Annotated in this window: 25 protein-coding genes and 1 riboswitch; of the genes, 13 read left to right on the top strand and 12 right to left on the bottom strand. The window is 71.3% G+C overall.

Annotated features, from left to right (window positions below):
• Positions 1-40: 40 nt before the first annotated feature.
• Positions 41-3,823, top strand: coding sequence for a hypothetical protein (locus tag ACIG5F_RS11265; protein WP_396517466.1), 3,783 nt, complete (start codon positions 41-43; stop codon positions 3,821-3,823).
• Between the two features lie 45 nt (positions 3,824-3,868).
• Here the strand turns inward: ACIG5F_RS11265 and ACIG5F_RS11260 are convergent, their stop codons facing one another.
• The 8 genes from ACIG5F_RS11260 to ACIG5F_RS11225 form a co-directional block, all read right to left on the bottom strand.
• The gene (locus tag ACIG5F_RS11260) at positions 3,869-4,144 is read right to left on the bottom strand and encodes a hypothetical protein (protein ID WP_396517465.1); all 276 of its coding nucleotides are present in this window, start codon (positions 4,142-4,144) and stop codon (positions 3,869-3,871) included.
• 34 nt (positions 4,145-4,178) lie between these two features.
• Positions 4,179-4,586, bottom strand: a complete 408-nt coding sequence (locus tag ACIG5F_RS11255) for a lasso peptide biosynthesis B2 protein (RefSeq protein ID WP_396517464.1) — start codon at positions 4,584-4,586, stop codon at positions 4,179-4,181.
• On the bottom strand, positions 4,583-4,837 hold the full coding sequence (locus tag ACIG5F_RS11250) for a lasso peptide biosynthesis PqqD family chaperone (protein WP_396517463.1): 255 nt from the start codon (positions 4,835-4,837) through the stop codon (positions 4,583-4,585). The genes ACIG5F_RS11255 and ACIG5F_RS11250 overlap by 4 nt, the downstream gene beginning before the upstream one ends.
• Positions 4,838-4,843: 6 nt before the next feature.
• Positions 4,844-6,664 carry an asparagine synthase-related protein gene (locus tag ACIG5F_RS11245; RefSeq protein ID WP_396517462.1) on the bottom strand — a complete coding sequence of 607 codons (1,821 nt, stop codon included), beginning with the start codon at positions 6,662-6,664 and terminating at the stop codon, positions 4,844-4,846.
• A gap of 101 nt (positions 6,665-6,765) precedes the next feature.
• Positions 6,766-6,897, bottom strand: coding sequence for a lasso RiPP family leader peptide-containing protein (locus tag ACIG5F_RS11240; RefSeq protein WP_396517461.1), 132 nt, complete (start codon positions 6,895-6,897; stop codon positions 6,766-6,768).
• A gap of 394 nt (positions 6,898-7,291) precedes the next feature.
• Positions 7,292-8,575 (bottom strand): aspartate aminotransferase family protein, encoded by a 1,284-nt coding sequence (locus ACIG5F_RS11235; RefSeq protein ID WP_396517460.1) that lies wholly within the window; start codon positions 8,573-8,575, stop codon positions 7,292-7,294.
• Between the two features lie 8 nt (positions 8,576-8,583).
• On the bottom strand, positions 8,584-9,855 hold the full coding sequence (locus tag ACIG5F_RS11230) for an aminotransferase class III-fold pyridoxal phosphate-dependent enzyme (RefSeq protein WP_396517459.1): 1,272 nt from the start codon (positions 9,853-9,855) through the stop codon (positions 8,584-8,586).
• Positions 9,852-11,393 carry an aldehyde dehydrogenase family protein gene (locus ACIG5F_RS11225; RefSeq protein ID WP_396517458.1) on the bottom strand — a complete coding sequence of 514 codons (1,542 nt, stop codon included), beginning with the start codon at positions 11,391-11,393 and terminating at the stop codon, positions 9,852-9,854. The genes ACIG5F_RS11230 and ACIG5F_RS11225 overlap by 4 nt, the downstream gene beginning before the upstream one ends.
• 183 nt (positions 11,394-11,576) lie before the next feature.
• A riboswitch (cobalamin riboswitch) is annotated at positions 11,577-11,651 on the bottom strand.
• A gap of 129 nt (positions 11,652-11,780) precedes the next feature.
• Between ACIG5F_RS11225 and ACIG5F_RS11220 the strand changes: the two genes are divergently transcribed.
• The 3 genes from ACIG5F_RS11220 (at position 11,781) to ACIG5F_RS11210 (ending at position 14,096) form a co-directional block, all read left to right on the top strand.
• Positions 11,781-12,455, top strand: coding sequence for an SDR family oxidoreductase (locus ACIG5F_RS11220; RefSeq protein ID WP_396517457.1), 675 nt, complete (start codon positions 11,781-11,783; stop codon positions 12,453-12,455).
• A 21-nt stretch (positions 12,456-12,476) separates the two neighbouring features.
• Positions 12,477-13,064 carry a TetR/AcrR family transcriptional regulator gene (locus ACIG5F_RS11215; RefSeq protein WP_396517456.1) on the top strand — a complete coding sequence of 196 codons (588 nt, stop codon included), beginning with the start codon at positions 12,477-12,479 and terminating at the stop codon, positions 13,062-13,064.
• A gap of 249 nt (positions 13,065-13,313) precedes the next feature.
• Positions 13,314-14,096: a polysaccharide lyase family 7 protein gene (locus tag ACIG5F_RS11210; protein WP_396517455.1), complete on the top strand. Its 783-nt coding sequence runs from the start codon at positions 13,314-13,316 to the stop codon at positions 14,094-14,096.
• A gap of 40 nt (positions 14,097-14,136) precedes the next feature.
• On the opposite strand, the gene ACIG5F_RS11205 is transcribed toward ACIG5F_RS11210, so the two are convergent.
• The 3 genes from ACIG5F_RS11205 to ACIG5F_RS11195 are packed head-to-tail and all read right to left on the bottom strand — an operon-like array spanning position 14,137 to position 15,780.
• Positions 14,137-14,658: a hypothetical protein gene (locus tag ACIG5F_RS11205; RefSeq protein WP_396517454.1), complete on the bottom strand. Its 522-nt coding sequence runs from the start codon at positions 14,656-14,658 to the stop codon at positions 14,137-14,139.
• A 43-nt stretch (positions 14,659-14,701) separates the two neighbouring features.
• Positions 14,702-14,893: a 4-oxalocrotonate tautomerase family protein gene (locus ACIG5F_RS11200; protein WP_396517453.1), complete on the bottom strand. Its 192-nt coding sequence runs from the start codon at positions 14,891-14,893 to the stop codon at positions 14,702-14,704.
• Positions 14,893-15,780: a VOC family protein gene (locus ACIG5F_RS11195; protein ID WP_396517451.1), complete on the bottom strand. Its 888-nt coding sequence runs from the start codon at positions 15,778-15,780 to the stop codon at positions 14,893-14,895. The genes ACIG5F_RS11200 and ACIG5F_RS11195 overlap by 1 nt, the downstream gene beginning before the upstream one ends.
• Before the next feature lie 109 nt (positions 15,781-15,889).
• Between ACIG5F_RS11195 and ACIG5F_RS11190 the strand changes: the two genes are divergently transcribed.
• Genes ACIG5F_RS11190 through ACIG5F_RS11175 form a run of 4 tightly spaced genes read left to right on the top strand, consistent with a single transcriptional unit; the run spans position 15,890 to position 19,858 of the window.
• Entirely contained in the window at positions 15,890-16,549 is a 660-nt protein-coding gene (locus ACIG5F_RS11190) for a class II aldolase/adducin family protein (RefSeq protein ID WP_396517450.1), read from the top strand.
• 12 nt (positions 16,550-16,561) lie between these two features.
• Positions 16,562-17,848 carry an MFS transporter gene (locus tag ACIG5F_RS11185; RefSeq protein ID WP_396517449.1) on the top strand — a complete coding sequence of 429 codons (1,287 nt, stop codon included), beginning with the start codon at positions 16,562-16,564 and terminating at the stop codon, positions 17,846-17,848.
• A complete protein-coding gene (locus tag ACIG5F_RS11180) occupies positions 17,845-19,269 on the top strand; it encodes an aldehyde dehydrogenase (RefSeq protein ID WP_396517448.1) in 1,425 nt (474 codons plus the stop codon). The genes ACIG5F_RS11185 and ACIG5F_RS11180 overlap by 4 nt, the downstream gene beginning before the upstream one ends.
• 16 nt (positions 19,270-19,285) lie before the next feature.
• The gene (locus ACIG5F_RS11175) at positions 19,286-19,858 is read left to right on the top strand and encodes a PadR family transcriptional regulator (RefSeq protein ID WP_396517447.1); all 573 of its coding nucleotides are present in this window, start codon (positions 19,286-19,288) and stop codon (positions 19,856-19,858) included.
• 91 nt (positions 19,859-19,949) lie between these two features.
• On the opposite strand, the gene ACIG5F_RS11170 is transcribed toward ACIG5F_RS11175, so the two are convergent.
• A complete protein-coding gene (locus ACIG5F_RS11170; protein WP_396517446.1) occupies positions 19,950-20,705 on the bottom strand; it encodes an IclR family transcriptional regulator in 756 nt (251 codons plus the stop codon).
• A 7-nt stretch (positions 20,706-20,712) separates the two neighbouring features.
• Here ACIG5F_RS11170 and ACIG5F_RS11165 point away from each other — a divergent pair, with 7 nt between their 5' ends.
• From ACIG5F_RS11165 to ACIG5F_RS11145, 5 genes are read left to right on the top strand one after another with little or no spacing between them, the layout of a single operon-like run.
• Positions 20,713-21,537: a 2-keto-4-pentenoate hydratase gene (locus ACIG5F_RS11165; RefSeq protein ID WP_396517445.1), complete on the top strand. Its 825-nt coding sequence runs from the start codon at positions 20,713-20,715 to the stop codon at positions 21,535-21,537.
• Positions 21,537-22,487 (top strand): acetaldehyde dehydrogenase (acetylating), encoded by a 951-nt coding sequence (locus ACIG5F_RS11160; RefSeq protein WP_396517444.1) that lies wholly within the window; start codon positions 21,537-21,539, stop codon positions 22,485-22,487. Before ACIG5F_RS11165 ends, ACIG5F_RS11160 begins: the two co-directional genes overlap by 1 nt.
• Positions 22,484-23,491, top strand: a complete 1,008-nt coding sequence (gene dmpG / locus ACIG5F_RS11155) for a 4-hydroxy-2-oxovalerate aldolase (protein ID WP_396517443.1) — start codon at positions 22,484-22,486, stop codon at positions 23,489-23,491. The genes ACIG5F_RS11160 and dmpG overlap by 4 nt, the downstream gene beginning before the upstream one ends.
• Positions 23,488-24,234 (top strand): 2-keto-4-pentenoate hydratase, encoded by a 747-nt coding sequence (locus ACIG5F_RS11150; RefSeq protein ID WP_396517442.1) that lies wholly within the window; start codon positions 23,488-23,490, stop codon positions 24,232-24,234. Before dmpG ends, ACIG5F_RS11150 begins: the two co-directional genes overlap by 4 nt.
• 27 nt (positions 24,235-24,261) lie before the next feature.
• On the top strand, positions 24,262-24,762 hold the full coding sequence (locus ACIG5F_RS11145) for a serine hydrolase (protein WP_396517784.1): 501 nt from the start codon (positions 24,262-24,264) through the stop codon (positions 24,760-24,762).
• Positions 24,763-24,833 lie beyond the last annotated feature (71 nt).

Genomic DNA, 24,833 nt, shown 5'->3' with positions numbered 1-24,833 from the left:
TCCCGGTAGACAGGATCCAGAGGTCTGCCGAGGAGGGGCTGTGCCACGACCCGAACGACCGCTGGACCCGACGCACGGCGCGGTGGGCGCGTTCGCCGCCGACTTGCGCCGACTGCGGGAGCGGGCCGGCCGCCCGACATACCGGGAGCTCAGCCAGGCCGCGCACTACTCGCCGACGGTGCTGTCACAGGCCGCCGCCGGACGGAAGCCGCCCACGCTGGCGGTCACGCTGGCCTACGTCACGGCCTGCGGCGGCGACCCCGAGCACTGGCGGGCCCGCTGGCACGAGCTCACCGCCCAGATCGGCGGCGATATCGACAACCGCGACCCCGGTTGCGCGCCCTATCTGGGGCTGGCACCGTTCGAACCCGATGACGCCGACCGGTTCTTCGGCCGGGACGAGTTGCTCGACGACCTCGTGACCCGGGTGAGCCAGCGACGGCTGGTCGGCGTGTTCGGCGCGTCGGGCTCCGGGAAGTCCTCGCTCGTGCGGGCCGGACTGGTGGCCATGGCCCGCAAGCAGGGACTGATCGCGACCGGGCCGACGCTGTTGCTCACCCCGGGACCACATCCGATCGAGGAGTTGGCCGTCCACCTGGCCGCGGCGAGCGGACTGTCCTCAGTGGAGTTACGGGCGGAACTCGCCGCCGCACCGGACAACCTGCGGCTGCGGGTGCGCCAAGCCCTGCACGACGAACCGGACGACGTCGACCTGTTGGTGGTGGTCGACCAGTTCGAGGAGGTCTTCACCCTCTGCCACGACCCGGACGAGCGAGCGGGGTTCATCGCCGCGTTGGTGGCGGCCACCAGCGCGCCGGGCAGCCGGGTCCGAGTGGTGCTCGGGGTGCGGGCCGACTTCTACGGCCATTGCCTGCGACACCCCGAGTTGGTGGCGGCGTTGCGGGACGCCCAGGTCCCCGTCGGCCCGCTGAGCCCGGAGCAGTTGCGGGAAGCCATCATCCAGCCCGCGGTGCATGCCGGGCTGACTGTCGAATCCGCGCTCGTGTCCCGGCTGATCGCCGACGCCGCCGGCCAGCCGGCGGTGCTGCCGCTGGTGTCGCACGCGCTGATGGAGACCTGGCGTCGGCGACGCGGCACCCGGCTGACGGTCGCGGGCTACGAGGAGACCGGCGGCCTGCACCAGGCCATCGCCCACACCGCGGAGCAGGTCCACACCGCACTCGACGCCACGCAGCGCGAGATCGTCCGCGGCCTGTTCCTGCGGTTGACCGCCTTCGGCGAGGGCACCGAGGACACCAAGCGCCGCGTCGCCCGGACGGAACTGGACGCCGATCCCGACACCGCCGTGGTGCTGGAGAAGCTGACCAGCGCCCGGCTGCTGACCGCCGACCGCGACAGCGTGCAGATCACCCACGAGGCGTTGATCCGCTGCTGGCCCCGGCTGCGCGGATGGCTTGCCTGCGACCGGGACCGGCTGCGCGCCCACCGGGAACTCACCGAGGCCACCAACGCCTGGGAGCTGGTCCACCGCGACCCAGGGGCGCTCTACCGCGGCGCCCGGCTGGCGGTCGCCCGCGATCGGCTCGGCGCCCACGACACGACGCTGACCGCACGAGAACGGGAATTCCTCGAGACCAGTCTCGCGGCGGAGGCCGCCGAGCAGGCCAGCGAGCGCCGCCGCAGCCGCCGGAGCCGCCAACTCACGGCGCTGCTGGCGGTTCTTCTCGTGCTGGCCGTGATCGCCACCGGGATCGCCGTGCGGTCCCAGTACGCGATCGCGCAGGAGCGCAACGCGGCCATCGCCGGCAAGGCCGCCCTCGACGCCGCCGCGCTGCGCGAGTCGAACCCGGCGCTGTCGATCCAGCTCAGCCTCGCCGCCTACCGGCTCTCCCCCACGCCGGGGACCCGTGACGGCCTGCTCAGTGCGTTGGCCACGCCCTACGCCGCCAGGATCACCGTGCACACCGACACCGTCGAGGCGGTGTCCTATAGCGATGACGGCCGGCTGCTGGCGTCCGCGAGCGCGGACAAGACCGTGCGGATCTGGGACGTGTCAACGCCTCTGCGCCCGTCCGCGGTGGCCACGATCAGCGGCGACGCCGCCGTGCGCGGAGTGCGGTTCGCTCCCGGCGGCCGGATCATGGCGACGGCCGACGCCGGAAGCACTCCGCGGGTGCGGTTGTGGGACATGAGCAAACCTCAGCAGCCACGCCAGCTGGCCACTCTCCCCGTCGACGCCGGCATGGCGGCCTTCAGCGGCGACGGGCGCCTGCTGGCCACCGGATCCGCCGACTCGGTGCGCCTGTGGGATCTGACCGACCCCAGCACCCCTCGGGCAGTCGGCGCCGTCCCGATCACCTCGGGCCGCGTCCGCGCGATCGATCTCAGCCCGCACGGCCCCCTCCTCGCGGTCGCCGGCCCCGGGGACGGCTCCGGCCTGTGGAACATCGCCGACCCGGCACACCCCGTGTCACTGTCCACGGTGCACGGCAGAGTGCGGGCGGTGTTCAGCCCGGACGGCCGTGTGCTGGCGACCACCGACGACCGCGACAGCACGCCGAGGCTATGGGACATCAGCGATCCCGGAGCGCCGCAGCGGGCGGCCGTGCTGGTCGGGCACACCGCCAGCGTCAACACTCTCCGGTTCGCGCCCGACGGGCACGGCCTGGCCACCAGCGGCGACGACAACACGATTCGCCTGTGGGACACCACCGATCCGCGCCAGCCCCACCTCGCCGCCAGCCTGACCGGCCACACCAACACCGTGTACGCGCTGGCGTTCAGCCCCGACGGGCGGACCCTGGCCTCCGGGGCGGGCGACACCACGGTGCGGCTGGCCGATCTGTCCGGACTGTTCCTGGCCGATCACGCCGACACCGTCGTCGCGGCGGCGTTCAGCGCCGACGGCCGGATGAGCGCCACCGCGAGCATGGACCACACGGTTCGGCTGGCCGACACCACCGATCCGCGCGATCCGCGCCCGCTGGCCATCATCGACCACCCCGATGCCGTGTTCACCGCGGCGTTCAGCCCGGACGGACACCTGCTCGCCGTCTCCGGCCGCGACCACACCGTGCGCCTGTGGGACATCACCGAGCCTCGCCGGCCCCGGCCGGCGGGCGTGGTCACCGGGCACGCCGACGCGGTCTGCCAGGCGGTGTTCAGCCCCGACGGGCGCCTGCTGGCCACCGCGAGCTGGGATCACACCGCGCGGCTGTGGGACATCACCACTGCGGCGTCGCCACGTCTCGTCGGCATCCTGACCGGCCAGACCGACGTGATCTCCGACGTGGCCTTCACCCCGGACGGACATCGGCTGGCCACCGCCAGCCAGGACGTGCGGCTGTGGGACATCACCGATCCGGTGCGGCCACAGCTGTTGGCGGCCGTCGGCGGCGACAACATCACACGGGTGGCCATCGGCGCGGGCGGCCACCTGCTGGCCACCGCCAGCCAGGACCACACCGTGCGGCTGTGGGACATCAGCGATCCGCGACACACCCGCGGCGTCGCGGTCATCACCGCGCACACCGACTCCGTCGACGCGGTGGCCTTCAGCCCGGACGGTCGGCGGCTGGCCACCGCGGGAGAGGACCGTGCGATCCGGCTGTTCGACATCACCGATCCCACGCGGCCGCAGGACGCCGGCGTGTTAGCCGGCCACACCGCCACTGTCGCGCGAGCGGTGTTCAGCCCGGACGGGCACACCCTGCTGACCGCCGGCGCCGATCACTCCGCGCGGCTGTGGGAGACCGACATCGACGCGCTCGCCGCCCGCGTCTGCGCCCTCGCCCGGCCCGCGATCACCCCGGCCGAATGGGACCGACACTTTCCCGAACTGCCCTACCAGCCGCCGTGCTGACAAGCCCGATGGGGCGCCCCCAGGGCGCCCCATCGGAACTCATGCTCAGTACGGGACCACGACGAGCGCGAAGTAGCCCGCGAGGTAACGGTTGTCGCAGACGTAGCCTTGCCAGTTCCCCTGGTAGACCCCGAGCGCGCCGATCGAGTCGCAGTCGAGATACAGCTTGTAGTAGCCGTAGATGTACGGGGTTCCCGTCACGGCCTTCGCCGTCGCCGGCGCCGGGGCGGCCGAGGCCGTCGTGGCGCCCATGAGACCCACCCCGAACAACGCCGTCGCGGCGGCGCACGCCGCGACCGTCCGCTGAAGCCAAACGCGCATGGTCAATCGTCCTTCCTGTTGGTGTACTTGGTGATCACCCGATGGGTCCGACGGTCACCAGCGGCCGCATCTGCGTGGTGGACACTGGTTCGTCCACCGGCCGGTTGTCCGCCTCGACCCAGGCGTGGGCCCGGAACGGGATGGTGCGCACCCCGGCGTGCCAGGTGGGCCACGATCCCCTTGCCCGGCACAGCAAGGCGGTCGCGATCGACCGCGGCAGGCAGCCTTCGCCCGCGCACCGCACGCTGACCGCGGTGACGGTCCGCCGAGCCCGGCTCGCCTCCGCGTAGCTGGCCGGCCGGGCGCCCCGGGCGGCCACGGTCAGCACCCGGCGGATCCTGGCCGGCGGAAGTCGCCCGATCAGATGGCCGGCGCCGACCGCGAGCAGCGCCAGCACCCGCCGGTGCGCCGCGACCCGCAGCGGCCCGGTCGGCGCGCTCATGGCGTCACCAAACCGGTGGCGCGCAGCCGATCGATGATCGTGCCCGCATCGCTGAGCGCGCGTTCCCGGTCGACGGCGTACCGCTCGACGAGCGCCGTCGCGGCCTCCTGCTGCCCACCGCCGCCGATCAGAGTGCTCAGCACGAGGGCCCCGCTGCCGTTGACCTGGTAGTAGCGGCCGGTGCGCTCGTCCAGCAGCACCATGCCGTCCTCGACGGTGACCGTGGACACTTCCGCCCGCAGGGTCGCCATCGCCGATCACCTCGCTTTCACTGGGGTCGTCGCCCGCGCGCGGAGCCATGTCTCCACCGCGAAGGTCATCTCCAGGTAGTAGACGGGCAGCTGCGGCGGATACAGCACGAGCGCCGCCTGCCGCAGCGCGTCGCCGTCGACCAGCCCGAGCCGGGCCATGTGGGAGTCCGCCAGCAACTCGGCCAGCTCGGCCCGCTGGGCCGCCAGGCCGCTGTGGATCTCCCGCGAGAACTCGCTCTTGCCGCGCCGGGCCAGCACCTCGTCGGGCACGACGCCGCGCATCGCCGCCAAAGTGAGGGGTTTGAAGGTGAACGGCGTGGTCCGCTCGTGCAGACGCACCGCAAGGCAGGCCTGCACAACCTGGTCGTCCAGGAAGGGATAGTGGAACGGCACCCCTGCCTGTGCGGTGAACCGGCCGATCTGCCGGCACATCCGCGTGGACGCGATGATCTGCGCCAACGCCATGTGCCGACCTCGGGTGGGGGCCAGCGGGCTCGCCTGGCCGGCTTCCGCGCGGATCAGCTGCCGCAGGCGTTCCCGCGCGTCGGCGGTGATCCACGGGGGCAGCGTCGGGGGCGCGTCCCAGCCCATCAGCGTGGGGGTGCGGTCGCTCATCCGCACTGGACTCAGATCCGCGGCCACATCGGTCAGCCACCGCCGGTACGGGCGCCGGTCGGCGGCGGCCCGGACCGTCGCCGGCAGCGACCAGCGGCACTCCGCCGACAGCGCCCGCAGATGCCGCAACCCGGTGCGGGGATGCGTGCGCAGCGTGTCGTGCACGTAGGAGTCCAGGGCCTGCACGACCTGGTCGCCGCCCTCACCGGTCAGGTGCAGCCGGGAGCTCTTGGCCCCCATCAGGCGCGCCAGCTCGGTGTTCATGCCCCGAATCCGCCCGCCCAGGGCCGGCTCGTCGAATCCCTCGCCGGCGGTGGACAGTCCGGTGTAGAAGCTCGGCAGGGTCCCCGGCCGCATCTCCAGGTGTTCGGCGTCCGGCAGGTGGGTCGCGGCCCGGCGGGCCCACATCGCGTCCTCATGGCCGCCGTCGATCCCGGCCTGCGTGAACAGGACCAGGTCGGCGGGGCCGCGGGCGGCCAGGAAGCAGATCGAGGTCGAGTCCAGCCCGCCGGACAGGTCGGCGCTGACCACACCCCCGGCATCCGTGCGCACCGCCACGGCGTCGGCCAGGGCCTGGGCGACCCTCGGCGCTCCCTCGGCCAGGGACAGGCTCGGCTCCGGCGGCGACCACCATCGCCGGACCCACCGGTCGCCCCGCGAGTCCAGGTGCAGGTAGTGGCCTTCGGGCACGGCACTGACGTTTCGCCACATCGGGCGCCCGCCGAGGGGATGGGGCACCGACGGCTCCAGCAGCCGCAGCAGGACCGCGTCCTCGTCGACGTCGTCGCCGATGGCCTCGGCCAGAACGTCCGCGCGGTCGCAGCCGATCGTGACGCCGCCGACCCGCGCGTGGTAGAGCCGCCGCAGCCCCGTCGCGGTGCCCTGAGCCCGCACCTGACCGTCCAATGTGGACACGAGGTGGAAACTGCCGGGGATCTCCAGCGCGACGTCGTCCAGTTCGACGGCCGACCGGATCCGTCCCAGGGTCCGCGCCCAGCGCTCGGGCGGCGGGTAGTCACCGATCAGCGCCACCCGCCCGCGGTCGGCCTCGACCACGGTCATCTCCCGCGGGCTCCACCGGCCCATCAACCATGGGCGACCGGAGTTGTGCGTCTCGAGCTGAAGGTCCGTCCACGCGCCGAGCACCTCGACCGCCGACGCGGCGTCGGCGCTGTCGGGAAGCACGACGAACCAGCCCTGACCCCGATTCATAGCCACACCTGTTTCGTCCGGGTCCACTGTCGGGAAAGGGAAATCCTGTGGGCACGGTGGCGCCCCGGGCTCATCCGCGCCGGGGCGCCACCGAGGCTCGATTACTGGTTGAAGTCGTTACGCTTGATGAACTGAGCGCCGCCGTCCGGGAAAATACCCAGGAAGCCGGTGGTCAGCTCGCCGAACTCGCCGACCTCGACGAGCGCCGGCGCCTGGTAGATGTCCTTCTCCATGGCTTGTCTCCTCTCATCTCCCCGCCCCCATGTCGGTGCGGAGACCCGATGTGGGTGACGTGACCACTCGAATCAGCGGGCATTCGTGGTGATCGCGGCTCCCACCACATTTCTAGGCGGTTCCGCTTGATTTGCGCCGGCGGCTGCGGGCGAACAACCAACGCCCACACAGGGGCGAGAGGCTGACAACCGCCAGGTGGCGGCCTCACCAGCGCCGCAGCACGCCGCGTGACGTCGCCGGTCCCGCGTCGACAGCGTTCGGGAATTCACCAGCCGCGCCGCGCACGGACGGAAGCCATCAGTGAAAGAACAGGAGCGCGCCGCGAGCGTTTGCGCACGAGTTTGAACGACCAGTCGTTATGGGTCAGCGAATCGAATCTGACGCCGGCTCAGGTCAGCGGCCGAGGACCTGACGGATCGCGGCGGCGGCCTTGTCCGCCAATTCGGCCACCTGCGTCTCGGTGATCACCAGGGGCGGGCCGAACAGCAGCAGGTCGCCGTCGCGGCCGTCGGCGCAGCCGGTGGAGTGGTAGACGAGCAGGCCGTTTTCCTTTGCCTGGGCGACAACCTGTTCGGCAATACGCTCGGCGCGGGCGAACGGCTTTTTCGACTCGATGTCGGCGACCAGCTCGACCGCCTGGAGCAGGCCGAGGCCGCGGATGTCGCCCACCGCCGGGTGGTCGGCCAGGCGGTCACGCAGGGCGTGGGCCAGATCCCGGCCGCGGTGCTCGGCGGCGGCAACCAGGTCCCGGTCCCGCAACACCTTCAGCACCGCGTGCCCGGCCGCCGCGCCCACCGGGTGGTGCGAGTAGGTGAAGCCGTGCACGAAGGCCCCGATGGTGTCCCGCACCTCGGCCGTGCAGACCGCCAGCCCCAGCGGCCAGTAGCCCGAGGCCGCGCCCTTGGCTGTGACGAGGATGTCGGGCCGGATTCCCCAGTGCTCGCAGGCGAACCAGCGGCCGGTGCGGCCGAAGCCGGTCATCACCTCGTCGACGATCAGCAGCACGCCCCGCCGCCGGCAGACCTCGGCGACCGCCGGCCAGTAGTCGTCCGGCGGCACGCACGCCCCGAGGGCCGCGCCGGCCACCGGCTCGGCGATGAACGCGGCGACCTCCTCGGTGATCATCCGGTCCAGCTTGGCCGCGTGCCAGGCGCCGCAGGCGTTCGGATGATTCGGTGCCGGGCAACGGTATTCGTACGGCGCGGAGGTGTGCCAGGCCGGGCCGAGCCAGGGCCGGTACGGGTTGCGGAGCCCGGCCCGGCCGGAAACGTCCAGCGCCCCACGGGAATTGCCGTGGTAGGCCCCCTGCCGGCCGATGATCACGTGCCGGTCCTGGTCGCCGCGGGCCAGGTGATGGGCCCGGGCCATCTTCAGCGCCGTCTCCACCGCCTCGCTGCCGCCGGACACCGGGTAGATCCGCGGGTCGTCGAACGGCAGCAGCGGCGCCAGCGCGTCGGCGTAGTCGTCCAATGCCTTGGAGGCGAAGGCGGTTCCGTGCGCGTAGGCGATCTGCCGGGCCTGCTCGGCGATGGCGTCGACGACCTCGGTCACCCCGTGGCCGATGGAGGTGACCACCGCGCCGCCGGACCCGTCCAGGTACCGGCGACCGTCCACATCGAACACTTCGGCTCCCGTTCCCCCGGCCGCGCGCGGCAGGCCGGGGGAACGGGTGAACACGTGCCGACTCATCCCGCGACAGCCCGGCCGAACAGCTCCAACGCCGTCCGCGCCTCCTCGGCCGTCACGACCAGCGGCGGCGACATGCGAATGCTGCTCTCGCCGCATTCCAGCACCAGCAGCCCCAGTTCGAACGCGCGCTGCTGCACCTGCCCGGCCAGCTCGGCGGTGGCGAACTCGACGCCGATCATCAGGCCAACACCGCGAACGTCGGTGATCGACTCCGGGAACCGTTGCCGTAGCGCACGAAGCCCGGCCAACAGCTGCTCGCCGACCGCGGAAGCGTTGGCCAGCAGGCCTTCCTCCTCGATCACGGCCAGCGTGGCCAGCCCGGCCGCGCACGGCACCGGGCTGCCGCCGTAGGTGGAGCCGTGCGCGCCGGCTGACCACTTCTCCATCAGGTCGGCGCGGGCGATGAACGCGCCCAGCGGCAGCCCCGAGGCCAAGCCCTTGGCGCTGATCAGGATGTCCGGCCGCACACCGCTGTGCTCGATGGCCCACAGCTTGCCGGTGCGGCCCACGCCGGACTGCACCTCGTCGGCGACGAGCAGGATGCCGTGCCGGTCGCACAGTTCCCGCAGCCGCCGCAGCCAGCCCGCCGGCGGCACGATGTAGCCGCCCTCGCCCTGGATCGGCTCGACGAAGACCGCCGCCACCTCGTCCGGCGACACCTGGTGCCGGAAGATCAGGTTCTCCAGGTGCTCGAAGGTCTCGTCGCTGCCGTAGGGGGCGTGCAGCACGCCGGGCAGCAGCGGGCCGAATCCCTTGTGGTACTTGGCTTTCGACGCGGTCAGGCTGACCGCGCCGTAGCTGCGGCCGTGGAACGCGCCGTAGAAGCTGATCACGTACGGCCGCCCGGTGCAGTACCGGGCCAGCTTCAGCGCGCCCTCGACCGCCTCCGCGCCGGAGTTGCTCAGGAACACCCGCACCGGGCCGTCGATCGGCGCGGTCTCGGCCAGCGCCTGGCACATCCGGGAGTAGATCGGCAGGTAGAAGTCGCTGGCCGAGTAGTGCAGCAGGTCCTCGCTCTGCCGCCGCACCGCCTCGACGACCTTGGGGTGGGCGTGGCCGGTGGAGTTGACGGCGATGCCGGCGTTGAAGTCCAGGAACCGGTTGCCGTCAACGTCCTCGATCACGCAGCCACGGCCCCGTTGCGGGACAAGGGGATACGCCCGCGGCAGCGAGCGGCTGGTGACGGCGTCGTCCAGGGCCAGCACCGCACGGGCCTTGGGGCCGGGCAGTTCCGTGCGGATGTCCGGCGCGGTGATCATGGTAGTCATCGGGCGACCTCCGTCCGGGACTGCTCACGCAGGTACTGCTGCACGTAGTAGAGGCCACCGCCGGCCTTGCCGGTGCTGCCCGATCCCTTCCAGCCGCCGAACGGCTGCACGCCCGGCCACGCGCCGGTGGTCGCGCCGGCGGCGCGGTTCACGTACACCACGCCGGCCTCGACGCGGTCAAGGAAGGTGTCGATCTCCGCCCGCGAGCCGGCGAAAATCCCGGCGGTCAAGCCGAAATCGGTGTCGTTGACCCGGGTGATGGCCTCGTCCAGGCAGTCAACCGGCACGACCGCCACCAGCGGCACGAACAACTCGTCCCGCAGCAACCGGTCCTCGGGCGGCAGATCCGTGACCACCGTCGGCGTCACGTAGTGGCCGTCGGCCCGGCCTTCGCTGCGCCGCAACACTTCTCCCCCGGCCGCGACCTTGCCGACCGTCCGGGCGTGCTCGACGGCCGCCTCGAATCGGCCGACCGCCGCCTCGTCGATCACCGGCCCCATGAACACCGACCGCTGCGTCGGGTCGCCGACCACAGTCTCGCCGGCCTTGGCCACGAGCCGTTGCACCAGGCCGTCGTAGGCCGCGCGCTCGACGTAGACCCGGGAGCAGGCCGAGCATTTCTGCCCGGAGAAGCCGAAGGCCGAGCGGGCGATGCCGGCGGCGGCGACGTCCAGGTCGGCGCCGGCCGTGACCACCGCCGCGTTCTTGCCGCCCATCTCACAGATCGCCGGCTTCGGGTATCGGGTGACAAACCGTTGGCACACCGCCATACCCGCTTGGTACGAGCCGGTGAAGGTCAGCCCGGCGACGCGCGGGTGCGCCACCACGGCCTTGCCGACCTCGTCCCCGCCGAGCAGCAGGTGCAGCGCGTCGGCCGGGATTCCGGCGTCCCGCAGGCATTCCAGCAGCTTCACCGCGGTGAACGTGCCCTGCTCACTCGGCTTGAGCACCACGGTGTTGCCGGCGACCAGGGCCGCCCCGGCCGGGCCGGCGGCCAGGGCCATCGGGAAGTTGAACGGGCTGATCACCGCCCACACCCCGTGCGGGCGCAGCACACTGCGGGTGTGCTCGGTGGCCGACAGCCGTTCCATGTCCCGCTCGAAGCCGTTGTTGTCCTCGAACTGCCGGCAGTAGTACCGGATCAGGTCGGCCGACTCCTCGACGTCGCCGAGGGCTTCGAGGCGGTTCTTGCCGACCTCCATGCTCATCAGCGCGGACAGCTCGGCCGACCGCTCGCTGATCAGGTCGGCCGCCCGCCGGAGCAGGGAAACCCTTTCCGGCCAAGGCTTAGACGCCCAGCCCGAGGCGGCGGCCGCGGTCACTGCCGCGTCCACATCGGACTCGGTGGCGGCGCGGGCGGTGCACAGCACCACGGACCGGTCGCACGGGCTGGTCACCGTGAACGCGGGCCCGTTGCCGGCGAACTCCGCGCCCAGCCAGGACTTGGCGGTGCGCAGGCCGGCCTCGTAGGCGGCGTGCAGGTCTTCGTTGTCGGACGTCAGGGTCGCATAAGTCACGCGATGGCGCGCGGTGGTCACTGAATCCCCTTCAGGGCACGGCGAAGCACACCTTGCCGGGATGACAAGGCGTGGGACGAACCGGCAGTGACGTCAGAGAGAGGTCCAGCCGCCGAGCGCGCGCGGCATCAGCAGCTGGAGGACGCGGAAGGCACCCATGTGTCAGCTCCATCCTCGTGGGCCTCACCCGATACGCCCGCGGGCGGCGATCTGGCTCCCCACACCCCGCAGGGCGTCGGACACAGTGGCGGGACCGCTCCGGATTCGCACCGGCTTCCCCGCGCCGCGGGCCTTACGCGTCGTTTATAGCAGGGCAAACGGCGTCGCGGGACCCCCCGCCCGTCGTGTGGCCCCAGTCACCCGGCGGCTTATTGCACCGTTCGTTCTCAACAGACTATCGTCATCGGCATGGACTTCACCAGGACCGTTGCCGTAGTGACCGGGGCGAACCGCGGGCTGGGCCGCCGCTTCGCCGAAGAGCTCGTCGCCCGTGGCGCCAAGGTGTACGCCACCGCGCGCCGCCCGGAGACCGTCGACATCGAGGGCGTCACCCCGCTGCGCCTCGACGTCACCGACCACGCCAGCATCGAGGCCGCGGCCAAGGTCGCCGCCGACGCCACGCTGCTGATCAACAACGCCGGCATCGGCAGTGCCCCCGGCCTGCTGGAGCCCGACCTCGACGAGGTCCGCGAGCAGCTGGAGGTGCACTACATCGGCCCGCTGGCCGCCATCCGCGCCTTCGCGCCGGTGATCGAGGCCAACGGCGGCGGCGCGATCCTCAACGTCGCCTCGGTGCTGTCGTTCGCCCACCCGGCCTGGTCCGGCGCGTACTCGGCGGCCAAGGCGGCCGAGTGGGCGATGACCGACATCGTCCGCGAGGAGCTGGCCCCCAAGGGCATCACCGTGACCGGCCTGCACGTCGGCTTCATGGACACCGACATGGCCTCGCACGTGACCGACGACAAGTCGGACCCGGCCGAGGTCGCGGCGACCACGCTGGACGCGGTGGCCAAGGGCGAGCCCGAGGTGCTCTTCGACGAGTTCACCCGCAAGGTCAAGGCCTCCCTGAGCGCGGCCGGGTAGCGGGTGTGAGAGGTTGTCCCCATGGTGCGGCACAAGGAGTTCGACCCGGACACGGCCGTCGCGGACGCGATGACACTGTTCTGGGAGCGCGGTTACGAGGCGACCTCGGTGCAGGACCTGGTCGAGCGCACCGGGGTCGGCCGGCGCAGCATGTACGACACCTTCGGGGACAAGCACTCCCTGTTCCTCCGGGCGCTGGAGACCTACATCGGCTCGATCGAGGACGGCTACCGGAAGCTGGACGAGACCACCGCCGACGGCCTGGCCGCCGTGCGCGCCCTGTTCGCCATGCTGTTGAAGTCGGAGCCGGACGACTTCCGCGGTTGTCTGGTGGTGAACACCGCGACCGAGCTCGGGCCGTCCGACGACGAGGCGGACGAGCGGCTGCGGCGGCATCTGGACGTGGGCCGCGAAGTGCTGGCGGCCCAGATCCGGCGGGGCCGACGGGACGGCTCGGTGACCGACGGGATCGACGCGGAGACGCTCACCGCCGTCGCCTACAACGTCTGGCTCGGGGTCCGGGTCGGGGTGCGGGCCCGCACCCCCCGAGCCCAGATCGTCCACGATGTGGAAGAACTGATGAACCTGCTTTCCGGTTCATCAGCGTGAATGGTTCACGTCTATGAATGCTGTTCAGAAGTGTTGACGCCGCTGGCGCGGGTATCTCAGACTGATGGCCCCTGTTCTCTTCGATGTCGGTATGGCACCGCCGCCAGACCGGAGGAGATTTTCGCCATGCGTTGTACCCCTGCCAGCGCTGCGTTTTCTCGCTGGGCCGGGGCGGCCCTCACACCGTGACTCCTGCCTGAACTCACGGTTTCGCTCTCCGCCGCCACGGATCCCTGCCGAGGAGAAAAATTGAACAAGAAGCTCACGGCGGGCGCCCTGACGCTCGCCGCGGTCGGAGCCCTGTTCACCAGCCAGACCGCGACGGCCGCGCCGGCCGCGCTGAATCCGTCGGTCGCGCCCGGCGGCAACTTCAATCTGACCGTCTGGGAATTGCAGGAACCGGTCGGATCGCCCGGCGCGCCGACCACGATCACCCCGAGTCGGCTCACCGGGGCGTCCGGTTACCAGGACGCCTACTTCTACACCGACAAGACCGACGGGTCCATGACGTTCTGGGACCCGGAGAACGGCGTGCACACGCCCAACTCGAGCTATTCCCGATCCGAACTGCGGGAGATGAACGCCAGCGGCTCGGCCGCGAGCTGGGGCCTGCCCGGAACGCACAGGCTGAGCGCCACGGTGAAGGTGACCAAGGTGCCGTCCAGCGTCTGCGTCGGGCAGATCCACGCCAGCGAGAGCAGCGGCACCACCAAGCCGCTGCTGGAGCTCTACTACCACAGCAACGGCGACATCATCGCCGGCGTCGAGAACGGGCCCGGCGGCGGCCAGACCGCGCACACCGTGGGCCACGTGGCGCTGAACACCCAGTGGAGCTACGTCATCAGCGTCACCGGGGGCAACACGATCAACATCCAGATCAACGGCGGCACGACCCAGAAGTTCGCCATCCCGTCCGGCTGGACCGGCTACCCGCAGTACTTCAAGGCCGGCGACTACAACCAGACCGCCAGCAGCAGCTCCACCAACGGCGCGACCGTGCACTTCTACGCGCTGACCGTCTCGCACAGCTGAGCCCGCCCGGCCCGGCGGGTCTCCCCCCGCCGGGCCCGGTTCAGCGTTGGGCCATGATCAGGTCGCGCACGCGGCGCGGATCCTCGATCGCCCGCAGCTCGAACGGCCGGGGCGGGATGCTGCGGTTGCGACTGGCCCGCATCATGTCCAGCACGCCCGGATCCTCGAACCGCACGTCGCCGATGCCCCCGCCCCGGTCGAACACCGTCGGCGGCGACAGCTGCCGGTAGTACCGGCTGTGGGCGCGGCGGCGACCGAACACCGTCGACTCGATCAGCACTCGCTGGTTCGTCACCGTGTAGGTGGTCGCGCGCAGCTCCAGCCAGCGCACGGCCGGTCGGCCGATCAGCAGGTAGAGAAACCAGGCCATGCCGACGACGCCGAAGCCGACGAAGAACACCGGGGCGCCGGACCCGACCGCGGTCGAGATCCAGAACACCATGAACACCACAGCCAGGGCCGCGCCGGGCAGCACGAGCCGGTCGGAAGCGTCGAAGACCGAGCGCCGGACCGGCGAACCGGTCCACAGCACCTGCTCCGACGGAGCTAAGTCCGCTGTCACATAAGCGACGATACGACCACATCACCCCGGCCGTCCGGCGATTTCAGCGCCCGCGTTCGCTCAGGGTTTTCCCGCCTGAGCTCCACAGGTCCGGCTCGACCTCGGTGATCAGCACCCGGATCGAGGCGTCGGGCGCGCCCAGGCTGTCCCGCACGGCCTCGTGCACGGCGCGCAGGCACTCCCGCAGCTGGGCGTGATCACGGCCGGCGGCAACGGAAATCCGCACGATGGGCATCAGCGGCCGGCCCTTCCGCGCAGCTGCGGCTGGGAGGCGCAGCGGTTGGTCGGCCCCCGCCACATGTCGATGGCGTCGGGCTCGGAGGGGTCGAAGTAGCGGACCCGCCAGGCGTCGTCGTCCTCGATCCTCCTTACCCCGTAGGAGTATTCGTAGGTCAGGCCCTCGGGTCCCTTGAAGTAGAGGAAGACCGCGCCGGACTGGGGATGCCGGCCGGGGCCCTGCTCGATCTCGACGCCGTTGTCCACCAGGAAGTGCCAGCTGCGCATCACGTCGTCGAGCGACTCCACCTGGAAGTTCATGTGGCACAGGCCGGGGCCGTCGCCCTGGAACACGGCCAGCTTGTGGTGCACGGGGTCGAAGCGCATCAGACAGGCCCCGTCGCCGATCCAGTCGGACACCTTCAGGTTGAAGTGCCTGGTCCAGAACCGGTGCGCCGCCCGGACATCCGGGGCGTCCAGGCAGACGTGGCCGAACTCGGTGATGCCGGCGGCGCGGGCGAAGTTGACCGGCGTCGGCGTCTGCTTCTGGTCCACGACCAGCTCGACCACGTTGCCGTACGGGTCCTCGAAGGCGATGAACTGGCGCACGTGCCGGTCGGCGGCGGCCGCCTTGTCGCCGCGGACGACGACCAGCCCGGCCGCCTCCAGCTCGGTCTCGGCCTCGGCCAGCCGGTCCTCGTCGGCCAGGGTCAGGGCGGTGGCCAGCACGCCGGAGTCACCGGCCACAAAGGACAGACAGTGGTGCCGGTTGTCGGCCCGCAGGTAGGCCCGGTCCTCGGTCCGCCCGACCAGTTCGAGGCCCACCACGTCGACCGCGAAGCCGACGGCGGTCTCCAGGTCCGCGGTGCCGGAGCGGACGTAGGCGATGTCCTGGATGGTGATCACTGCCCCACCTCGATATCAGACGACGACCCAACTCGCACCACGTTACAGGTATCGGAATACATGTCAACGCACCATTGACATGTATACGAATACCGGTAACTATTGCTCTATGACCCCAGCCAGCACCGCCGATGACCTCACCCGGGCCGGCCACGCGCTCGACGCGGCCGGCCTGGTCACCGCGTTCGGGCACGTCAGCGCCCGAATCTCGGACGAGGAACTGATCATCACCCCGCCCCGGCCGCTGGGCGCGCTGGCCGGCGGGAAATTCCCCCACCTGTCCATTTCCGCCAGTGAACTGCCGGCCGACGCGCCCCGTGAGGCGTGGCTGCACACCGCGATCGCCGCCATCCGGCCGGACGTCGGCGCCGTCTGCCGGGCCCAGCCGCCGGCCGTCGCGGCCACCGCCGCGCTGGGCATCCCACTGGTCCCGCTGCACGGCCAGGGCGCGCTGCTCGGCCCGATCGTGCCGATCTTCCACAACTCCCGGCTGGTCCGCGAACGGGCCATCGCCCGCGAACTGGCCGCCGCGCTCGGCCGCGCCTGCGCGATCGTGTTGCGTGGCAACGGGGCCGTCACCGTCGGGGCCACCGTGCCCGAGGCCGTGGCCCGCATGTGGATCCTCGAGGAGACCGCCAAGCTCACCCTCGCCGTCGCCCCGCACGGCCCGGTCCGCCCGCTGCCGGCCGAGGAACAGGCGGCCTGGGCGCGAACCGGATCCGAGCTGCTCAACCGCATCTGGCACCACCTGACCGCACTGCCGCGGTGAAAGGACCCCGCCATGCACCCGAACAGACGCGCCTTATGGAGCGTGATCACGCTCTGCGCCTTCGCCGTCACCTTCGACGGTTATGACCTCGTCGTCTACGGCACGACAGTGCCCTCGCTACTGGCCGACTGGCACATCGGCCCGGCCCAGGCCGGCGCCATCGGCAGCTACGCGCTGATCGGCATGTTGGTCGGCGCGCTGCTGGTAGGCGCCGTGACCGACCTGATCGGCCGGCGGCGCATCCTCGTGCTCTGCATGGTGTGGTTCTCGGTCGGCACGGCCCTGTGCGCGGTCGCGCCGAACCCGGAAGTGTTCGGGCTGCTGCGTTTTGTCGCCGGCATCGGCCTCGGCGGCCTGATGCCCACCGCCGCCGCGCTGGTCGTGGAGTACGCGCCGGCCGGCAAGCACAACCTGACGTACGTGATGATGCAGTCGGGCTACGCGGTCGGCGGGATCCTGGCCTCGGCGCTGGCGATTCCGGTGATTCCGGCGCTGGGCTGGCAAACCATGTACCTGATCGGCGCGGCCCCGGTGCTGGCGGTGCCGTTCGCGCTGCGCTGGCTGCCGGAGTCGTTGGAGTACCTGGTGTTGCGGGGCCGGGCCGAGCAGGCGGCCGCGCTGGCGGCGAAGCTGGGCGTCGAGGTGCCGGTGATTTCCGTGCCGGAGAAGCGGACCTGGCTCAGCGCCCTGCGCGAGCTGGCCGCCCCCGGCTACCGACTGGGCACGGTCCTGTTGTGGCTGGCCAGTTTCTGCTCGCTGCTGACGGTGTACGGGATGAACACCTGGCTGCCGCAGATCATGCGCCAAGCCGACTTCCCGCTGGGCTCGGCACTGAGCTTCCTGCTGGTGTTCAACCTCGGCTCGATCATCGGCTCGGCGGCCGGCGGCCGCGCGGCCGACCTGTTCGGCTCCAAGCCGGTGGTGGCGGTGTCGTTCCTGGTGGCGGTGCTGAGCATCGCGCTGCTGGCCACCCGACCGTCCACAGTGGCCATTTACGTGCTGTCCGGCCTCGCCGGCTACGGCGCCATCGGCACCACCAACCTGCTCAACGTCTTCGTCACCCGCTACTACCCGCCCACGTCCCGCGCCGCCGGCATCGGCTGGTCGCTCGGCGTCGGCCGGCTCGGGGCCGTGCTCGGCCCGGTGCTCGGCGGCCTGGTGCTGGCCTCCGGCGCCAGCTACGTGTGGAACTTCCATCTCTTCGCCGCGGTGGCGGTGATCGGCCTGGTCGCCACCGGGCTGGTGCCGGTCGCCCGTCGGACGCCGGCCACAATTCGACTGAGGGAGCAGGCATTGTGAAGATCCAGCACGTCATCGGCGGCGTGGAGACCGATTCCACCGACGGCGCGACCTACGACGACATCGACCCGTTCACGCAGCAGAGCCACGCCACCGTGGCCCGGGCGTCGGCGTCCGATGTGGACCTGGCGGTGGCCGCGGCGCGCACGGCGTTCGACGAAGGTCCTTGGCCCCGCATGGGTTTCGCCGAGCGGGGGCGGCTGCTGCACAGGTTCGCCGACCTGATGGAGGAGCACGCGGCCGAGCTGGGCGAGGCCGAGGGGCGGGACATGGGCAAGCCCATCGCCGCCGCGGCCTCGCACGACGTGCCTCGTTCGGCCCAGAACTTCCGGTTCTTCGCCGACCACGCGCGGCTGGCGGTCGCCGAGGCGCTGCCGTCGGACATCGGCATGCACACCTACACCCGGTACGAGTCGGCCGGCGTGGTGGCGGCCATCTCCCCGTGGAACTTCCCGCTGATGCTGGCCACCTGGAAGATCGCACCGGCACTGGCCTGGGGCAACACCGTGGTGCTCAAGCCGGCCGAGGACACCCCGCGCTCGGCGGCGATCATCGGCCGGCTGGCGCTGGCGGCCGGCATTCCCGAGGGCGTGCTGAACGTGGTGCTGGGCTTCGGGGACGCCGGCGCGGTCCTGACCCGGGATCCGCGCGTGGACCGGATCACCTTCACCGGCTCGTCGGTGACCGGCCGGGCCATCGCGACCGCCGGGGCGGCCAATCTGACGCCGGTGAGCCTGGAGCTGGGCGGCAAGGGCTCGAACCTGGTGTTCGACGACGCCGACCTGGACGTGGCGGTGGACTGGTCGATCCGGGCCGCGTTCAGCAACACCGGGCAGGTGTGCCTGGCCGGCTCGCGACTGTACGTGCAGCAGGGGGTCTACGACGAGTTCCTGTCCCGGTTCGTGTCCGCGGCCGAGGCGATGACCTTGGGCGACCCGTCCGATCCGTCGACGGCGATCGGCCCGCTGGCCAGCGCCAAGCACTACGCCAAGGTCGTCGGCTACCTGGAGCCGGAGAAGACGGGCGGCGCGACCGTGGTGACCGGCGGCCTGGACCACGACTGGTTCGTGCGGCCGACGGTGCTGACCGACGTGCCGGCCGACGCCCCGGTGCAGCGGGAGGAGGTGTTCGGGCCGATCGTCACGGTGACGCCGTTCGCGACTGAACAGGAGGGTGTTCGGCTGGCGAACGACACCCCGTACGGACTGTCGGCGATGGTGTTCTCCGAGGGGCTCAACCGGGCGCACCGGGTCGCGGGCGCGCTGCGCAGCGGGAACGTGTGGGTCAACTGCTTCTTCGTGCGGGACCTGCGGGCCCCGTTCGGCGGGGTCGGCGACTCCGGTCTCGGGCGCGAGGGCGGCACGTTCAGCCGAGAGTTCTTCACCGAGCCGAAGACCGTCAGCATGCGCGTGGCCGTCTGACCGTTACTATCGGATCATGTCCCTACAGCATGCCTTGTTGGGGGTGCTGGAGGCACGCCCGATGTCCGGCTACGACCTGGTGCGCTTCTTCGACGGCTCCACCGGCTGGATCTGGGCCGCGCCGCAGAGCCAGATCTACCCCATGCTGCGCCGGATGGAACAGGCCGGCCTGATCGCCGGCGACGAGGAGGCGCGCGGGCCGCGGCTGACCCGCACCGTGTACTCGGTGACCGAGAAGGGACACGCCGAACTGACCTCGTGGCTCGGGGTGGCGCACGACGCGGCGCCGCCCCGGGACCCGTTCATGGTGCAGGCGTTGAACTTCGACATGATCCCGCCGGCCGAGGCGATGGCCGTGCTGGACGCGTTCATCGCCGAGCAGGACAAGGCCGCCGCCGAGGCCGAGGCTCACCGGGATCGCTTGCTACGCAAGGACACCGCGCTGCTCAAGGAGCGGCTGTCGCAGCGGGATCCCGCCGAGCACGACCGGATCGCCCGGTTGAAGGCGCACGTCTTCGACGGCATCGCCGCCGTCGCGCGGGCCAAGGCCCAATGGGCCCGCGAAGGCCAACGCCTCCTGGACCCCTAGCCCCCACTCACCGTCCCGTCCCCCCAAGATCAACGCTCCAATCCTCTCGTTGAACGTCATGAAGGGCCCCATCATGACGCTCAGCACGGAGCTAGCCCCACTGGCGGGACAGCATCAGCGCGGTGGTGCGCAACGCCGGCACCACCCGGTCGATCTGCATCCGGTTCACCCAGCCCTGCACCGACACCGCGGCGATCGCCCGCCCCCGGCCGTCCACCACGGGGCAGGCCGCGCACACCACGCCGCTGGCCGATTCCTCGTACTCGTGGGCCACGCCTTCGGTCCGCACCCGCCGCAGTTCCCGCATCAGCACCCCGCGCATGATCACCGTGCGCGGGGTGACGCGTTCCAAAGGCCGTGACAGCACGGCTTCCCGCACCTCCTCCGACGCGTGCGCCAGCAACGCCTTGCCCACGGCGGTGGCGTGGGCCGGCATCCGTCCGCCGATACGGGACGGCACCGCCGGCGCGGCCCGGCTGGTCAGCTTGTCGAGGTACACCACGTCGGGCGCCTCCAGCACGGCCAGGTGCACGGTCTCCCCCGACGCCCGGTGCAGGTCCTCCAGATACGGCCGTGCGGCGTCCCGCAGGCCCCGCTGGCGCGGCACCAGCTGGCCCAGCTCGAACACCCGCAAACCCAGGCGCAGCCCGCCTTCCCCCGGTTCCAGCATGCCCAGCTCCACCAGCTGCGCGGCCAACCGGTGGGCCGTGGGCTTGGCCACCCCCGCGCGACGGGCCAGTTCGGACAGTGTCACGCACCGGTCGTCGTCCGGCCGGAAGGCCGACAGCAGGGAAACCGCCCGGCCCAGCACCGAATTCGGGCCATCGTCTCGCTGAGTGGAACGCATAGCTGGCATGGTGCCACGTGCGACCGCCATCGTCGACCTCGTGACCTCCCAGATCGAAGAAGCCGCCGACCGACTCCGGCAGGCGGCACTCACCGGCCAGCCGTGCGCCCCGGTCCGCGACCTCATCGGCGAGCACGACATCGACGCCGCCTACGCGGTGCAGGAGCTGCTCACGGCCGAGCGGGCCGCCAAGACCCGCGTGGTCGGCCGCAAGATCGGCCTGACCTCGGACTCGGTGCGCAGCCAGTTCGGCGTCTACCAGCCGGACTTCGGCACGCTGTTCGCCGACATGGGCTACGCCACCGGCGAACCGGTGCCGCTGGGCCGCCTGCTCCAGCCCCGGGTCGAGGCGGAGATCGCCTTCGTCCTGAAGCAGGACATCGACCTGCCAGACGCCTCGGTCACCGATGTCATCCGCGCCACCGACTTCGTGGTCGCGGCCATCGAGATCGTGGACTCCCGTGTGGACGGTTGGGACATCCGCATCGCCGACACGGTGGCCGACAACGCCTCCAGCGGCCTCTACACCCTGGGCTGCACCCCGTTCTCCCTCACCGGCCTCGACCTCGCGCAGGTCGGCATGGTGGTGGAGCACGAGGGCGAGCCGGTCTCGGTCGGCTCGGGGGCCGCGTGCATGGCCAACCCGATCGTCGCCGTGGCCTGGCTGGCCCGCGAGGTCGCCCGCCGCGGGGCGCCGCTGCGGGCCGGCGAGGTGGTGCTGTCCGGGGCGCTCGGCCCCATGGTCAAGGTCACCGCGCCGGGGGTCTTCACCGCCCGGCTGGACGGCCTGGGCGAGGTCCAGGCCGTGTTCACCGACGACGGAGGTGCGTGATGACCGCGGGAGCGGTGGTGATCGGTTCCGGCAACATCGGCACCGACATGATGTTCAAGATCAAGCGGCTGTCGGACCGCCTGCACGTGGCCGCCATGGCCGGCATCGACCCGGCGTCCGACGGCCTGGCCCGGGCCCGGCGGCTGGGCGTGGCCACCACGGCGTCCGGTGTGGACGGTCTGCTCGACCTGCCGGAGTTCGCCGAGGCCCGCATCGTCTTCGACGCCACCTCGGCCGGCGCGCACCGCCACAACGCGGAAGTCGCCGCCGCGCATGGAAAACTCATGGTGGACCTGACCCCGGCGGCCATCGGACCGTACGTGGTGCCGTCGGTGAACCTCGACGAGCACCTCGACGCCGACAACGTCAACATGGTCACCTGTGGCGGCCAGGCCACGATTCCCGTCGTCGCCGCGGTGTCCCGCACGACTCCCGTGGTCTACGCCGAGATCGTCGCCTCCATCTCGTCCCGGTCCGCCGGCCCGGGCACCCGGGCCAACATCGACGAGTTCACCGAGACCACATCGGCGGCCATCCGGTCGGTCGGCGGCGCGGGCCGGGGCAAGGCGATCATCGTGCTGAACCCGGCCGAGCCGCCGCTGGTCATGCGGGACACCGTGTACTGCCTGGTGGAATCGGCCGAGCACAACGACGCCATCGCCGAGTCGATCGACCGCATGGTGGCCGAGGTGCGGCAGTACGTGCCCGGCTACCGGCTCAAGCAGGACGTGCAGTTCGACCCGATCTCCGTGCCCTACCTGCCGGCGCTGGGCCGCGCGTTCGAGGGCGTCAAGGTCTCCACCTTCCTGGAGGTCACCGGGGCCGGCCACTACCTGCCCGCCTACGCCGGCAACCTCGACATCATGACCTCGGCCGCGCTGCGGACCGGCGAGCGCATCGCCGAGCTGCGGGGCTGGCTGACCGAACCCGCGGTGGGGAGCATCGCATGACCGAGATCTACGTCCAGGACGTCACCCTGCGCGACGGCATGCATGCCATGGCGCACAACTACTCCGTGGCCCAGGTGCGGGAGATCGTGACCGCGCTGGACGCCGCCGGCGTGGCGGCGATCGAGGTGGCCCACGGCGACGGCCTCGGCGGCTCCAGCGCCAACTACGGCTTCGGCGCCCACACCGACACCGAGTGGATCACCGCCGCGGCCGAGTCGGTGACCAACGCCAAGCTGACCACCCTGCTGCTGCCGGGCATCGGCACCATCGAGGATCTCAAGCACGCCAAGGATCTCGGCGTCACCAGCGTGCGGATCGCCACCCACTGCACCGAGGCCGACATCTCCGCCCAGCACATCGGCTGGGCCCGGGACAACGGCATGGACGTGGCCGGCTTCCTGATGATGAGCCACCTCAACGAGCCGGCGAAGCTGGCCGAACAGGCCAAGCTGATGGAGTCCTACGGCGCGCACTGCGTGTACGTCACCGACTCCGGCGGCCGGCTGACCATGCGGGACGTCGCCGAGCGAGTCGACGCGTACGGCGAGGTTCTCGAGCCGGCGACGCAGATCGGCATCCACGCGCACGAGAACTTGTCGCTGTCGGTGGCCAACAGCGTGACCGCCGTCGAGCACGGTGTGTACCGAGTGGACGTCGCCCTGGCCGGCCAGGGGGCCGGGGCCGGCAACTGCCCGGCCGAGGCGTTCATCGCCGTGGCGGATCTCCTCGGCTGGCACCACGGCTGCGACCTGTTCGCGTTGCAGGACGCCGCCGAGGACCTGGTGCGGCCGTTGCAGAACCGGCCGGTCCGCGTCGACCGGGAGACGCTGACACTGGGCTATGCCGGTGTGTACAGCAGTTTCCTGCTGCACGCCGAGCGGGCGGCCGAGCGGTACGGCCTGGACACCCGGGAGATCCTGGTGGAGCTGGGCCGGCGGCGGATGGTCGGCGGGCAGGAGGACATGATCGTGGACGTCGCGCTCGACCTGGTGGCCAAGTCATGACCGAATCAGCGGCGCTGTTGCACAAGGCCCAGCGAAACGCCGAGGCGATTCCCCAGCTGCCCGAAGGAATTTCCCTCGGCGAGGCGTACGCCATCCAGCATGCCGTGCTGGCGCAGCGGTTCGCCGAAGGCGAGCGCCTGGTCGGCGCCAAGCTCGGCTTCACCAGCCGGGCGAAGATGGTGCAGATGGGCGTGTCCGACATCATCGTCGGCCAGCTCACCGACGCCATGCGGGTCGAGGACGGCGGTGAGGTGCGACTGTCCACACTGGTGCACCCCCGGGTCGAGCCGGAGATCATCTTCCGCCTCGGGCGGGACGTCGATCCCACGGATCCGTTGTCGGACATCGTGTCCGCGGTGGACGCGGTCGCGCCGGCGGTCGAGGTCATCGACTCCCGGTACCGGGACTTCAGGTTCAACCTGGCCGACGTGATCGCCGACAACACCTCCGGCGGCCTGTTCGCCTTCGGCGGCTGGCGGCCGGTCGGCGACATCGGCAACCGGGCCGTGCGGCTGAGCGTCGACGGGCGGGACGTCCAGTTCGGCTCGACCGCCGCCATCCTCGGGCATCCGTTCCGGGCCCTGCGGCAACTGGCCGGCATCGCCGCTCGTGAGGGATTTCCCTTGCTGGCCGGGCACGTCATCCTGGCCGGGGCCGCGACCGCCGCCGTGCCGCTTGGCAGGTCCGTGGTCAGGGTCGAGGTCGCCGGCCTGGGCAGCGTCACGGTGCGCGGCGTCGACTGATCCCGAGGCGGGTGGGGTGATCCCCGGATCGGGGGTTCACATGCCATTGCCACGCCGGACCTTGCTGTTCACCGGGCTCGCCGCCGCGCCGGCGAGCCCCTCGGTGACAACGACTTCACCGGCGACGGCACGACCCGTCTGGACCGGGCCGAGCCCGATGTCAACGTCGGCGCGCCCGGCGACGAACGGGACACCACCACGCCACGGGCTTTCGCCGGCACCCTGCGGAAGCTCGCGCTGGCTGACGGCCTCGGCCCCGCCGGGCGGAGCCTGCTCGTGAACTGGAAGAAGTCGGCCACCACCGGTCTGGACCTGGTCCGGGCCGGCGTGCCCAAGGACTGGAGCACAGCGGACAAATCCGGCAGCGGCACCCAGGGTGAGGTCGACGACGTCGCCGTGCTCTGGCCGCCGAACCGCGCTCCCCTGGTCGTCACCGCGTACACCGTGCCGACCGATCCCAGGTCCACCGCCGGTCGTGCGACAGTCGCCGATGCGACCGCCATCGCGGTGAAGACCCTCGTCGGCTGAATTCCTTTCCGGCATGGCACTTCTGGCGGTACCCACCCGGCCCACCCGTAGCACGTCCGAGTGGACTTTCC

Source organism: Kutzneria sp. NPDC052558 (genome assembly GCF_044547355.1).
In the GTDB taxonomy this organism is placed as follows: Bacteria; Actinomycetota; Actinomycetes; order Mycobacteriales; family Pseudonocardiaceae; genus Kutzneria.
Note: the sequence above shows the minus strand (reverse complement) of the source record. Positions and strands in the feature narration are given on the sequence as shown.

Bases quoted from the DNA above. Each gene is read 5' to 3' on its own strand.
- ACIG5F_RS11260 (WP_396517465.1), bottom strand. From the start codon at position 4,144: ATGCGCGTTTGGCTTCAGCGGACGGTCGCGGCGTGCGCCGCCGCGACG.
- ACIG5F_RS11255 (WP_396517464.1), bottom strand. From the start codon at position 4,586: ATGAGCGCGCCGACCGGGCCGCTGCGGGTCGCGGCGCACCGGCGGGTG.
- ACIG5F_RS11250 (WP_396517463.1), bottom strand. From the start codon at position 4,837: ATGGCGACCCTGCGGGCGGAAGTGTCCACGGTCACCGTCGAGGACGGC.
- ACIG5F_RS11245 (WP_396517462.1), bottom strand. From the start codon at position 6,664: ATGAATCGGGGTCAGGGCTGGTTCGTCGTGCTTCCCGACAGCGCCGAC.
- ACIG5F_RS11240 (WP_396517461.1), bottom strand. From the start codon at position 6,897: ATGGAGAAGGACATCTACCAGGCGCCGGCGCTCGTCGAGGTCGGCGAG.
- ACIG5F_RS11230 (WP_396517459.1), bottom strand. From the start codon at position 9,855: ATGACTACCATGATCACCGCGCCGGACATCCGCACGGAACTGCCCGGC.
- ACIG5F_RS11220 (WP_396517457.1), top strand. From the start codon at position 11,781: ATGGACTTCACCAGGACCGTTGCCGTAGTGACCGGGGCGAACCGCGGG.
- ACIG5F_RS11215 (WP_396517456.1), top strand. From the start codon at position 12,477: ATGGTGCGGCACAAGGAGTTCGACCCGGACACGGCCGTCGCGGACGCG.
- ACIG5F_RS11200 (WP_396517453.1), bottom strand. From the start codon at position 14,893: ATGCCCATCGTGCGGATTTCCGTTGCCGCCGGCCGTGATCACGCCCAG.
- ACIG5F_RS11190 (WP_396517450.1), top strand. From the start codon at position 15,890: ATGACCCCAGCCAGCACCGCCGATGACCTCACCCGGGCCGGCCACGCG.
- ACIG5F_RS11185 (WP_396517449.1), top strand. From the start codon at position 16,562: ATGCACCCGAACAGACGCGCCTTATGGAGCGTGATCACGCTCTGCGCC.
- ACIG5F_RS11175 (WP_396517447.1), top strand. From the start codon at position 19,286: ATGTCCCTACAGCATGCCTTGTTGGGGGTGCTGGAGGCACGCCCGATG.
- ACIG5F_RS11170 (WP_396517446.1), bottom strand. From the start codon at position 20,705: ATGCGTTCCACTCAGCGAGACGATGGCCCGAATTCGGTGCTGGGCCGG.
- ACIG5F_RS11165 (WP_396517445.1), top strand. From the start codon at position 20,713: ATGGTGCCACGTGCGACCGCCATCGTCGACCTCGTGACCTCCCAGATC.
- ACIG5F_RS11160 (WP_396517444.1), top strand. From the start codon at position 21,537: ATGACCGCGGGAGCGGTGGTGATCGGTTCCGGCAACATCGGCACCGAC.
- dmpG (WP_396517443.1), top strand. From the start codon at position 22,484: ATGACCGAGATCTACGTCCAGGACGTCACCCTGCGCGACGGCATGCAT.
- ACIG5F_RS11150 (WP_396517442.1), top strand. From the start codon at position 23,488: ATGACCGAATCAGCGGCGCTGTTGCACAAGGCCCAGCGAAACGCCGAG.